Raw genomic sequence first — 11,793 nt, forward strand, 5'->3', positions numbered from 1 at the left:
AAACCGCAGTGATGCAAGGCATGGTCAAGCGTGATCGCAACAGTGGCCTGGGTTCGACCACCTTCAGCAACAACCTGATGCGGCCGTCCAGCCACGTCGGTCTGCACGCGCAACTGCTGGCCTACGACATCACCAAATCCGACGGCGCCAACGTCGGCGCCAACCCGATCCAGACCGTGCCACCGCGTGTCGGCAACAGCGGCGCGTACCCGACCCGGACCTATCAGTACTACGCCGGGCATCTGGAGCGTGAGGGCAAACCGGTGACGCAACTGGGCCGCAGCGTCGACAACATCAACGCCACGGCGGTCGAGTTCGGTGGCTTGAACATCACCCCGGCGGACGTGATCAAGCAGCCGCAAAAAGGCCTTGGTGGAGCAATGACCATCCTGCCGATTGGTGCAACCTGGGTCGACGATGCGCGCAAGGTCAACGCCACGGTCACGGCGCCTGGGCAAACCAGCTACCGCGATTTTGCGATGGTCTGGCACAAGGCGTTGAACACCCGTTGGGCCAATGGCCGGCCGGTGGAAGGGATTGCCGCTGAGGGCTTCGGCGTGCCGACCGATCCGCAGGACAACTCGAGCATGGCGATCAACTACAAGACCGAGCCGCTGTGGTATCGCTTCGGCCTCGCTCCGGATGCACCGTTCGGGCATGCCGATGGCGCGGGTTACGGCGACATGAGCAATGCGCACATGGCTTACAGCAATGCGCTGATCGGTGGCGATCCGCAGACGCCGGTGCTGTATGCCAAACCCGGACAGCCATTCCGTACGCACATTCTGATGCCAAGCGGTGGCAGTCGCGGCACCACGTTCCAGCTCGACGGGCATGTCTGGTCGGTGAACCCGTTCCAGGCCGAGAAGAGCGACACCGGGGGGTATCCGATGGGCTCGCCGGGCGTGGGCTCGGTGCGCTTCGGCTACAACCCGATGTCGATGTACATCGGCGCCCACGAGAGCATCCTGCCGGCCGCGCACTTCAGCTTCATGATTCCGAGCGCTGGTGGCAGCAATGCGATACCGGGGGATTACCTGTTCCGCGACTACGCCGCTTACGGCAACACCTCCGGGTTATGGGGCTTGCTGCGGGTGACCAACGAACCGGAACCGGCGCCGCAGGGGCAGTAGCAGAACGGCAATGTCCCAGTGGATGCAAATCCCTTGTGGGCAGTGGTGGCAGTGAGGGAGTGGGACGGATGCAAATCCCTTGTGGGAGCGAGCTTGCTCGCGAATGGGAGCAACCCGGTTTCAAGGGTGCAGCGGAAGACGCCTTCGCGAGCAAGCTCGCTCCCACAGGGACCGCGTCGTTTGGACTGAATGTGTAGGGGAGTGCTGGATGAACAGGATCATCAACATCATCGGTATTTGCACGCTGGCCATGGCCGGGGCATTGCTGACGCTGAGTGAGATTGCGCTGGCGCAAACCGAGACGGGTCAGACGCTGAACCGTGACGGCGTGGCGGTGGATTTCAACCTCAAGCCACTGGCCGCCGACGGCAAGCTGCGCGAAGGCGAATTCGCCGATGTGCAGTTCCGCGTCACCGACAGCGCCTCCGGCCAGCCGTTGTCCGGCGTGGCACCGGGAGCCTGGGTCGATCCGCAAACCCTCGCCGCCGATCAAGCCCAGGGCCGCGACCAAAGCTGCAAAGCCCGGGTCGGGGTGTTTCTCAAATCCAACATCGGCGCGCGGCCGTTGCTCGACCTCAACAGCTATTTCCTGCTGGTGATGAACCGCGACGCCAGCATCGCCGTGGTCGATCCGTCGGTGTCGGTCGGCGGCATCACCAGCACCCTGGCGCGGATCGAACTCAAGCAACCGCCGATGGACTGGGTCACCCCCAAAGACAACAAACGCGTATTCGTCTCGATGCCGATGGCCGGCGAAGTGGCCGTCATCGACAGCGAGCAATTCAAAGTCCTCGACTCAATCGCCGCTGGCAGCCAACCGGTACGCGTGGCACTGCAACCGGATGAACGCCTGCTGTGGGTCGGCAACAACGCCAGCAAAGCCGCAGACTCCGGCGTCACGGTGATCGACAGCCAAAGCCTCAAACCCCTCAAACACTTGCAGACCGGGCGCGGCCACCACGAAATCAGCTTCAGCAAGGACAGCCGTTTCGCCTTCGTCAGTAACCGCGACGACGGCACCGTCAGCGTGGTCGACATCGCCAACCTGAACATCGTCCAGCAGATCAAAACCGGCTCGCATCCGCTGTCAGTCGCCTATTCAGCGCTGTCCGGCGCGGTGTATGTGGCCGACGGCAAGGACGGCACCGTGACCGTGATCGACGCCAGCACCCACGCCATCCGCCGGGTGATCAACTTGCAACAAGGCCTCGGCCCCATGGGCTTCAGCGCTGACGGCCGCTTCGGCGTGGTGCTCAACACCGTGGAAAACCGCGCCACGGTCATCGACGCCGCGACCAACAGCGCTATCCATGATCTGGACGTTTCCGCCGAGCCCTACCAAGTGGTGTTCACCCAGGCCTACGCCTACATCCGCGGGCTCGCCTCGCCGAAAGTCACCATGATCAACCTGTCGTCCCTCGGCGAAGGCCGCCAGCCGATCAGCCAAAGCTTCGAAGCCGGCCCGCAACCACCGCGTATGGCCGGGGATTTGCCGCTGGCCTCAAGCCTGGCGGTGTCACGCGACGACAACGCGGTGTTCGTGGTCAACCCGGTCGACAACACCACCTACTTTTACGCCGAAGGCATGAACGCGCCGATGTCCGGTTACCCCAACCGTGGCCAGATTGCCCGCGCCGCCATGGTCCTCGACCGCAGCCTGCGCGAAGTCTCGCCGGGGCTCTACAGCGCGCGGGTGAAGTTGCCGGCGGCAGGGCGCTTCGATGTGGCATTCCTGCTCAACCAGCCGAACATCATTCACTGTTTCACCGCGCAGATCGACGCCGATGGCAACGCAAAAAAACACCTCGGCCAGCCGAAAGTCGAGTTCCTCCTCGACAAGACTGCCGTGGCGCTCAACGACCCCTACGTTGTGCGCTTCCGCATCGTTCAGGGCAAAGACAAGACCCAGCGCAGCGGTGTGAAAGACGTGCAACTGCGCTACTACCTCGCACCCACCTCGCACCCGCGTGAAGTGACGGCGCTGGAAGTCGCCGACGGCGTGTACGAAGCGCCAATCACCCTCGACCGCAGCGGCGCCTGGTACCTGCATGTGCGTGCGGAGTCGCTGGGCGCCGGTTTCGATGACAAGACCTTTGCCAGTGTTCGGGTAGCTCCCGGCCTGGCCCGTTGAAGAGGAGTTTCGACATGAACCGATTTGCATCCAGTGGCCTGCTGACCTTGTGTCTGTTGAGCCTCGGTCTCCAACAAGTCCAAGCCCATTCTGCGGACGAACACGCCGGGCACAAGGTCCCGGCCAGCAATACTCAGGAACACGCTCAGGTGAAGTTCGCCAACGTGCCGCTGCTCGACCAGAACGGCAAAACCGTGCGCCTTGAACAAGACCTGGTGCAGGGCAAAATCGTCGTCATGAGCTTCATCTACACCAGTTGCACCACGGTGTGCCCGGTGGTCTCGTCGATCATGGGCAAGGTGCAAAAACAACTCGGCGCGCGGGTCGGCGAAGAAGTGCAACTGGTGTCGATCAGCATCGACCCGCAGCGCGACGACCCGAAACGCCTGCAGGATTATGCGCGCACATTCCAGCGCGGGCCGGGCTGGAGCTGGCTGACCGGCTCGCCGCAGTCGATCAATGAAACCCTCAAGGGCCTCGGCAGTTTCAGCGGCGACCTGAAGAACCATCAACCGCTGATCCTCGTCGGCGACGGCAACAGCCGCCACTGGATGCGCTACTACGGCTTCACCGATCCGGCGCTGCTGGCCAAGGAAGTGGAAAAACTCAGCGGCTTGCGCACCCACGCCAAACACACCGCCATCGCCATGGAGCAACAGCCATGAGACTGCTCGACTGGATCTCCCTGACCGTGTGCTTCTGGATCTTCAGCACCGTGGCGTTTGCCCACGAAGGCCATGCCCCTGAGGCACCAGCGGTGGTTGCCGCCGCGCCGGCGACAGGCACCCACGACGCGAAAACCTGGTTCACCGACACGCCTTTACAGGATCAGAACGGCGAGACCCTGCGCTTCTATAGCGATGCGCTGCAAAACCGCATCGTCCTGCTTAACGTGATCTTCACCAGTTGCAATGACGCATGTCCACTGATCACCCAAAAGCTCAAGGAAGTCCGCGAGCTGCTGGGCGACAAGGCCTCGGACATCACCTTCATTTCCCTTACCAGTGACCCGCTGCGCGACACGCCGGCGGTGCTCAAGGCTTACACCTTGAAGCAGGGTTCCGATGACCCTCATTGGCTTTTTCTTACCGGCGACAAAGCGCAGATGGACCTGGTATTGAGCCGCATCGGCCAGATCGTGCCGACGCCCGAGCAACACTCTACGCAGCTGATCGTCGGCGATGTCGCCAATAAACGCTGGAGCAAAATCCGTCCCGACGCCCCGGCCGCCGCCATTGCCCAGCGCTTGCAGTTGCTGACAATGCCCGTGGCTGGCCGCTGAGTCCGCGCCATGAACCTGAGCCGCGTCCTCGCCCTCATCCTGCTCGCTGGCCTCAGCCTTGGCGCGAGCGCTGCGCCGTTGACACCGGAAGAGGCGGCGGGCAAGCGTCTTTATCGGCAAGGCCTGTCGGCCAGTGGCGAAGCGATCATGGCACGGGTTGGCGCGGCGGATGTGCTGCTGCCGGCGACCAGCCTGCCGTGCGCCAATTGCCACGGTGCCGATGGTCTCGGTCGGCCTGAAGGCGGCGTGCGTCCCCCCGAGTTGAACTGGGCGCGACTGACCAGCACGTATGGCCAGCAACAGGTCAACGGCCGCAGTTATCCGGCCTACAGCGAGAGCAGTCTTGCCACGGCTATCGAGCAGGGCCGCGACCCCGGCCACAATCGTCTCGACCCGAGCATGCCGCGCTTTCTGCTGTCGATGAAGGATCAGCGCAACCTCACCGCCTATCTCAAACGCCTCGCCGATGAGCGCGATCCCGGCCTCGATGCCGAGACCTTGCATCTGGGCACCTTGCTGCCCAGCCAAGGGCCGCTGGCCGAGGAGGGCGCGACGGTGGCGGCGGTACTCAACGGCAGTGTGGCGCAGATCAATCAAGCCGGCGGCATACATGGGCGGCAACTGCGCCTGACGGTGATCGATCCCGGTCCGGACCGCGCCAGTGCCGAGCAGGCTCTGCAACAGTTGATCGAGCAGGAACAGGTGTTCGCGTTGATCGCGCCGCTGGCGCCGGCCCTCGACAGTGACTTGGGGCTGCGCCTGGAACAGGCCGGCGTGCCGCTGATCGGGCCGATGTCGATCCTCGGCACCCTGCAGGCCAGTCCGCAGATTTTCGAACCCTTGCCGGGATTGCCTGAACAGTTGATCGCGCTGGCCGACTACGCCACGGTAAGCCTGCGTGTGCTGCAAGGGCCGACGCTGATTGCTTATCCCGATGACCCTGCACAAACGCTGGCCGCGCAAAACCTTGGCCAGTATTTGCAGGATCACGGCTGGCAAAAAGTCCGTCTGCAAGCCTACGACCAAGCTGCAGATGCGCTACCGCTGGGGTCGCGCTCGGTGTTCTATCTGGGCAACGGCGGCGGTTTCAGTCGTCTGGCGACGCGGCTGCAAAGCGCCGGGCAAGTGCCTTATCTGTTTGCCGCCTCCAGCCAGGTGGCCGGCGATCTGCTGCAAGTTCCCGACGGCTTCACCCGACGGGTGTTCCTCGCCTATCCGTTTGTGCCCAGCGACTGGACCCAGGCCGGGCGCATGGCCCTGACGTTACTGCGTGAAGGCCAGGGCCTCGGCGCCCAGCACGCGGTGCTGCAAGTCGGCGCTTACACCTCGATGTTGCTGCTCAGCGAAGGCATGAAACAGGCCGGCCGCGACGCCAGCCGGGAAAAACTGGTGGCGGCGCTGGAAGGCCTGCACGACTTCGACACCGGCCTGACCCCGCGCCTGAGCTTCGGCCCCGGTCGACGCCTGGGCTTGAGTGGCGCGCATGTGGTCACCGTGGATTTGCCCGATCAGCGTTTCTATCTGGTCGCGCCCTATAAACCGATTGTTGCCAGCCCCTGAACGGAGGCCCCGATCATGAAACTCTCAACGCTGATCTTGTTGCTGACTTGCTGGCTGCCGCTGGCGTGGGCGAATAACGAGCCGGCCGTGGCGCGGGTCAATGGCGAGGAAATATCCGGGTTTCGCTTCGAGCGCTTTTTCGCTGAATACCTGGAAGATCAGGGCCGTGCGGTGACGAGCATTCGCAGTCCCAAGGCCTACAAGGAACTGCGTCAGGCGGCGTTGCAAATGCTGATCGACAAAGAATTGCTGTGGCAGGAATCGCAGAAACGCGGGCGGCAGATCGACGAGCAAGCGGTGCGTCAGCAGATCGAGCAAACCCGCATCGCCATCGGCGGCGCTGATAAATTTGTCCGGCGCTTGCAGGATGCCGGTTTCGATGAGGCGTCCTTCACCGAGTACACCCGCCGCGAACTGGCGGCGCAGCAGATGTTCGCCGAACTGATCCGCGCCAATACCTTGCAACCCCGCCACCTGCTGATCCGCGTGCCCGCGCAAGCGGATGCAGCCACAGTCGCCGCAGCGCGTCTACGCTTGATGCAAATGCGCGCGCCGATTGCCGAGGCCGCGACGTTTGCCAGCCAACCGCTGCGTTCACCGTTCGGCTGGCATGTGATTTATTTGCAGAACCACTTGGAGGCCGCCGATGTCCCAGATTTACAGGGGCTGGATACAGTCAGGGCAGAGCTCGCCCGACAGCAACAGACCCAGGCTCGTCGTCAGGTGCTCGCGCAATTACGGGTGCAGAACAGGATCGAACGAATTGACGACGACTGAAGGTTCCCCCCCAATAGTGGGGAATGGCTTCGATGCCCATTCAGGTGCTTCCCCGTTTCTGGGGAACGGGGTACCGGGACGAGCGGGCATTGTCATTAAATTCAAGGACATGAAGAGATAAATTACCGGAACTCAGCCTGGCATGAAGTGTGCGTTACCCCTGGTAAGGCGCACTCTCAGGGCGGGGTCATCGGACCTGCTGTTTCAAGGAGTCGACCTTGGTTAACAAAGTACTGGTTGTCGAAGACGAACAGCTGCTTGCACAAAACCTTCAGGATTATCTGTCGGCGCAAGGGCTGGAAGTCGCGATTGCACATGACGGAGCGACGGCTATCGGTTTGGCCGAAACCTTTGCCCCCGACGTGCTGGTGTTCGATTACCGCTTGCCCGATATGGAAGGCTTTGAGGTGCTCGACGCGGTCCGCCAGAACAGGACGTGCCATTTTGTGCTGATAACGGGTCACCCGACCGCCGAAGTCTGTGAGCGGGCGCGGCAACTGGGGGTCAGCCACATCCTGTTCAAACCGTTTCCCTTGGCGGAACTGGCGCGGGCGGTCTGCGACCTTCTGGGCATCAAGCGAGAAGCGAAACCCGGTGCGAGCCCCTCCGAGGGGTTTGTCGAACGACGCCAGAGCAGGACCGAGAGCTTCCCGTTGCAGTTGTACGATGGCAGTTGGGTGTTGGCGGATCGGCGACGACAGTCGCGCGCCATGGCACCCGACGAAGATCAAATGCTCACCGGGGAGTAATGGCGCGATCAGACGTTCCGGCACTTGCCGCCAAGGTTTGCCGCGCCGACAGGGCTCTGAGCCCCGGTTGGAGAGCAAGCCATGGAACGTCTGTCCGTTGTCGTCGAACCGCTGCCGGCCGCAAGCGCCCCCGAGCGCTTTTCCAGTGAGCAGCTGGCCCAGGCCCGGGCGCGGGCCGCCACTTCTGGCGAACGCGTGCTTGAAGCCCTCGGCGTGCTCTGTGAACTGGCGCCGATGCCGTTCATTCACACCCTCGGTGCCACCCTGCATTACCCGGTGCTCGACACCGACAGCCTGTTTCAAGCGACGCCGGTATTCGACCGGGTCACCCTCGCACAATGCCTGAAACGTGAATTCATCCTGCTGCGCCACAATGACGAAGTCATCGGTGTATTCGCCGACCCCTTCGACCCGGCGCGCCTGGCCTGGATCGACGATTGCCTGCACGGCGCACCGCTGCATCTGGTCCACGCCGATGACCTCAAGGCCTATCTGGCCCGTCACGAAGAAAGCTTCCACGCCGTCGAATCGCTGAACGCCCAAGGCGACACGCATAACGAAATCGACACCTTGCAAAGCCTGTCGCTGACCAGCATCAGCGAAGATGCCAGCAGCGTGGTGAAACTGGTCAACTCGACCCTCTACGACGCGCTGAAAATGCACGCCAGCGACATCCACCTCGGCACCACCGGCCACGGTCTGGTGATCAAGTACCGCATCGACGGCGTGCTTAACAACATCAGCAAAGTCCAGGGCAACGAGTTCGCCGAACAGGTGATCTCGCGGGTCAAGGTCATGGCTGAACTGGACATCGGCGAGAAACGCGTGCCGCAGGACGGGCGCTTCAAAATTGGCATCAGCGGTCGCCAGATCGACTTTCGCGTGTCGATCATGCCGAGCATCTTCGGTGAAGACGCAGTGCTGCGGGTGCTCGACAAACAGGATCTGGCCGACAAGGTCTGCGGCGTGCAATTGCAGGCGCTGGGCTTTGAAGACGAAACCCTGCGCCAGTTGCGCCGCCTCGCCGCCGAACCCTACGGCATGGTGCTGGTCACCGGCCCGACCGGCAGCGGCAAGACCACCACGCTGTACGCGATGATCACCGAGATCAACCACGGCGTGGACAAGATCATCACCATCGAAGACCCGGTCGAATATCAACTGCCGGGGGTGCTGCAGATCCCGGTCAATGAGAAAAAAGGCCTGACCTTCGCCCGCGGCCTGCGCTCGATTCTGCGCCACGACCCGGACAAGATCATGGTCGGCGAAATCCGTGACCCGGACACCGCGCAGATCGCCGTGCAGTCGGCGCTCACCGGTCACCTGGTGTTCACCACCATCCACGCCAACAACGTCTTCGACGTGATCGGCCGCTTCACGCAAATGGAAATCGACCCCTACAGCCTGGTCTCGGCGCTCAACGCGATTCTTGCCCAGCGCCTGATCCGTCTGGTCTGCGCCAGTTGCAGCGCGCCGGTCAATCCGAGCGATGAAGAACTGCGCGCCTCGGGCCTCGATCCACAGAAAGTCGATCACTACCACTTCGTCCACGGCAAAGGCTGCGGCCACTGCCGGGGCAGCGGCTATCGCGGGCGAACGGCGATTGCCGAACTGCTGCACCTCGATGACGAGTTGCGCCAGATGATCGTCGAGCGCCAACCGATCACCCAGATCAAAGCCCTGGCCTGCGCTCGTGGTTTGCGCCTGCTGCGCGAATCGGCGCTGGAGCTGGTGGAACAAGGTCGCACCACGCTGGAGGAGATCAATCGTGTCACTTTTATCGCGTGAGCGTTTTATCGCCGTGCTCGGCGCCAGCGGTGTTGGCCTTGGTCAGCGGCGTGGCAGCGACACCTTGTGGCTGGGCAGCGTCGGTTACATCGACGAAGGCTTCCAGAGCTACGCGGTGGCGCTGGATACCCTCGATCGCCTGCTCGGTGAACATGCCCGTGCCGGTGCCGAATTGAGCGTGGTCATCTCCGGTCACTTCAGCCGCTTCTGCCTGGTGCCATGGAGCGCGCAGATCAGCAGCCCGGAAGAACTGCGTGGCTTCGCCCAACTGTGTTTCGAAGACCTGTTTGGCGCGCCGACGCAAGCCTGGAGTCTGGTGTTGTCCGCCGAGCCGGCCGGTTACGACCGCATCGCCAGCGCCTTGCCGCAAGACTTGCTCGAACGCCTGTGCACGCTGGTCAGCGCTCGCGGTTTGCGCCTGCGCTCGGTGCAGCCGTACCTGATGACGGCGTTCAACCGCTTCGACAAAAGCCTCGACGCCGGCGACTTCCTGTTCGTCGTCGCCGAACCGCAACGCAGCGTGTTGTTGCTGGCGAGGGAAGGGCGCTGGGCTGGCGTGCGGTCGGTGGGCGGCAGCGACAGCGATGCCGCGTTGAATGCCCTGATCGGTCGCGAACGGCAGCTGCAAGCCTCGACCAGCGAACGCGCCTTCAACGTTTATCTGCATGCTCCGGCGCGCCTCGATGCGCATCCGGACGTGTCGGGTGTGCAACTGCGCACCCTTGAAGACGACTCGATGACTGTGCGTGACGGCTTGTACGTCATGTCCCGGGCGGTGGCCTGACATGCGCGCGCTCAATCTCGATTTTCAGCCACGGCCGCGTTCCGGCCCGTTGGGCTGGAGCCTGCTCGGCGGCGGCGTGCTGCTGGCGCTGCTGTGCTTCGGCGTGCAACAGCACCTCGACACGCACACCGAACAGCAACAAGGCCACCTGCAAACCACCCAGCGTCAGCTCACCGGTGACAGTGGCGCCAAGTCCACCCTGAGCCCGGCGGAAACCCGCGAGCAAGCGCAGAACCTCGCCGAAATGCGCAAGGTCTCGCAGCAACTGCGCCGGCCGTGGGAACGCCTGTTCGCCATGCTCGAAGCGATGCCGCGCGATGACGTCGCGCTGCTGACCCTGACCCCGGATGCGCGCAAAGGCCAGGTGCGGATCAGCGCCGAAGCACGGGATCTGCAAGCGATGCTCGACTTTCACAAGCGTCTGGAAGCCAGCGACGAGCTGTCCGACGTCTCGCTGCTGAGCCACGAGATCGTCGTCAAATCGCCGGAGCAACCGGTGCAATTCAACCTGTCGGCGACCTGGGAGATAGGCGATGCGAATCCCTAGACTGATCGTCCACGAATACCTGCAAGGTCTCGGCGTTCCGGGCCTGGCCGGGCTGGCGCTGCTGCTGGTTGCCGTGGCCTGGGCACTCGGCGGCTTGCTGCCGGGCTGGCAATCGTTGCAGCACTTGAGCCAGCAGACTCAGGAAGCCAGCGAGTACCTGGCCAAGGTTGAAGACGGCAGCATCGCGCCGCCGGTGGTGCCGCAACGGCAGCTCGACGACTTCCGCAACAAACTGCCGGCACAGCCGCAAGCCACCGTCGCCATCGACCGCATCTACGCCCTTGCAGCCCAGGAACACATCACCCTAGCGCGCGGTGAATACGCTCTCGGCGTCGACCCGAAAACCCACCTGGCGCGCTATCAGATTCTGTTGCCAGTGCGCGGCAGCTACCCGCAACTGCGCCGCTTCCTTCATGCCTTGCTCGGCCAGTTGCCGGCGGTGGTGGTGGAAGACCTTGAGTTGCAACGCAAGAAGATTGGCGACACCGACCTCAACGGCCGGATCCGTATGACCCTTTACCTGTCGAGGTCGTGATGAATACCAAGCGCGTGACAGGGTGGCTGGCGTTCTTCGGCGTGGTGGCGGCGCTGGCATGGTTGCCGGAATATTTCTCGCCGAGCGAAGACGCCGATTCCAACGAAGTGGCCGTCGCCACGCCGGGGAAAACCCGTGGCGCGCTGCCGGCGAGCACAGCCAAGGCCAAGGATGCGCCGATCAAGGACCTGAGCCCGGCCGGCGACCTGTTTGCCGCCAAGTCCTGGAAGGCCGCGCCAATCCTGGCCACGGTCACCGAACAAGCGATCAACCCGGCCACAGTGGTGCAAGCCCCGAGCCTGCCACCGGTGCCGTTTCAGTTCGTCGGCAGGCTGCATGACCGCAGCGACCTGCAAGTGTTTTTGCAGAACGGCGAAAAGATCTACGTCGTGCGCAACGGGGATGTGATCGACGACACCTGGAAGATCACCGGCATTTCCGATCTGGAATTGAGCCTGGTTTACCTGCCTTTGCATTTGTCGCAGACCTTGTCTGTGGGGAGTACGC

General features: G+C 63.0%; 11 protein-coding genes and 1 pseudogene. All 12 read left to right on the plus strand.

What is annotated here, in order from left to right; genetic code table 11:
* Positions 1–1,133, plus strand: a pseudogene (locus DBR24_RS33565) (hypothetical protein); the annotation flags it as partial.
* A 208-nt stretch (positions 1,134–1,341) separates the two neighbouring features.
* Positions 1,342–3,264, plus strand: a complete 1,923-nt coding sequence (locus DBR24_RS24340; RefSeq protein ID WP_128616007.1) for a cytochrome D1 domain-containing protein — start codon at positions 1,342–1,344, stop codon at positions 3,262–3,264.
* Between the two features lie 14 nt (positions 3,265–3,278).
* Entirely contained in the window at positions 3,279–3,929 is a 651-nt protein-coding gene (locus DBR24_RS24345; RefSeq protein WP_128616008.1) for an SCO family protein, read from the plus strand.
* Positions 3,926–4,546, plus strand: a complete 621-nt coding sequence (locus DBR24_RS24350) for an SCO family protein (RefSeq protein WP_128616009.1) — start codon at positions 3,926–3,928, stop codon at positions 4,544–4,546. Before DBR24_RS24345 ends, DBR24_RS24350 begins: the two co-directional genes overlap by 4 nt.
* Before the next feature lie 9 nt (positions 4,547–4,555).
* Positions 4,556–6,106 (plus strand): ABC transporter substrate-binding protein, encoded by a 1,551-nt coding sequence (locus tag DBR24_RS24355; RefSeq protein WP_128616010.1) that lies wholly within the window; start codon positions 4,556–4,558, stop codon positions 6,104–6,106.
* Positions 6,107–6,121: 15 nt separating this feature from the next.
* Positions 6,122–6,883: a SurA N-terminal domain-containing protein gene (locus tag DBR24_RS24360; protein ID WP_128616011.1), complete on the plus strand. Its 762-nt coding sequence runs from the start codon at positions 6,122–6,124 to the stop codon at positions 6,881–6,883.
* Positions 6,884–7,101: 218 nt separating this feature from the next.
* Positions 7,102–7,632, plus strand: coding sequence for a response regulator (locus DBR24_RS24365; RefSeq protein WP_128616012.1), 531 nt, complete (start codon positions 7,102–7,104; stop codon positions 7,630–7,632).
* An 81-nt stretch (positions 7,633–7,713) separates the two neighbouring features.
* Positions 7,714–9,420, plus strand: a complete 1,707-nt coding sequence (locus DBR24_RS24370; RefSeq protein WP_123463244.1) for a GspE/PulE family protein — start codon at positions 7,714–7,716, stop codon at positions 9,418–9,420.
* Positions 9,401–10,204, plus strand: coding sequence for a hypothetical protein (locus DBR24_RS24375; protein WP_128616013.1), 804 nt, complete (start codon positions 9,401–9,403; stop codon positions 10,202–10,204). Before DBR24_RS24370 ends, DBR24_RS24375 begins: the two co-directional genes overlap by 20 nt.
* Position 10,205: 1 nt before the next feature.
* On the plus strand, positions 10,206–10,751 hold the full coding sequence (locus tag DBR24_RS24380; protein ID WP_123463240.1) for a PilN domain-containing protein: 546 nt from the start codon (positions 10,206–10,208) through the stop codon (positions 10,749–10,751).
* Positions 10,738–11,286: a GspMb/PilO family protein gene (locus tag DBR24_RS24385; RefSeq protein ID WP_128616014.1), complete on the plus strand. Its 549-nt coding sequence runs from the start codon at positions 10,738–10,740 to the stop codon at positions 11,284–11,286. The genes DBR24_RS24380 and DBR24_RS24385 overlap by 14 nt, the downstream gene beginning before the upstream one ends.
* Positions 11,286–11,793: hypothetical protein (locus tag DBR24_RS24390; protein WP_128616015.1), on the plus strand; the 508-nt coding region annotated here is incomplete at its 3' end. The genes DBR24_RS24385 and DBR24_RS24390, both read left to right, overlap by 1 nt.

Origin of the sequence: Pseudomonas sp. HMWF006, assembly GCF_003061205.1 — a bacterium.
Classification (GTDB): Bacteria; Pseudomonadota; Gammaproteobacteria; order Pseudomonadales; family Pseudomonadaceae; genus Aquipseudomonas; species Aquipseudomonas monsensis.

Bases quoted from the DNA above. Each gene is read 5' to 3' on its own strand.
- DBR24_RS24380 (WP_123463240.1), top strand. From the start codon at position 10,206: ATGCGCGCGCTCAATCTCGATTTTCAGCCACGGCCGCGTTCCGGCCCG.
- DBR24_RS24360 (WP_128616011.1), top strand. From the start codon at position 6,122: ATGAAACTCTCAACGCTGATCTTGTTGCTGACTTGCTGGCTGCCGCTG.
- DBR24_RS24355 (WP_128616010.1), top strand. From the start codon at position 4,556: ATGAACCTGAGCCGCGTCCTCGCCCTCATCCTGCTCGCTGGCCTCAGC.
- DBR24_RS24385 (WP_128616014.1), top strand. From the start codon at position 10,738: ATGCGAATCCCTAGACTGATCGTCCACGAATACCTGCAAGGTCTCGGC.
- DBR24_RS24345 (WP_128616008.1), top strand. From the start codon at position 3,279: ATGAACCGATTTGCATCCAGTGGCCTGCTGACCTTGTGTCTGTTGAGC.
- DBR24_RS24340 (WP_128616007.1), top strand. From the start codon at position 1,342: ATGAACAGGATCATCAACATCATCGGTATTTGCACGCTGGCCATGGCC.
- DBR24_RS24350 (WP_128616009.1), top strand. From the start codon at position 3,926: ATGAGACTGCTCGACTGGATCTCCCTGACCGTGTGCTTCTGGATCTTC.
- DBR24_RS24370 (WP_123463244.1), top strand. From the start codon at position 7,714: ATGGAACGTCTGTCCGTTGTCGTCGAACCGCTGCCGGCCGCAAGCGCC.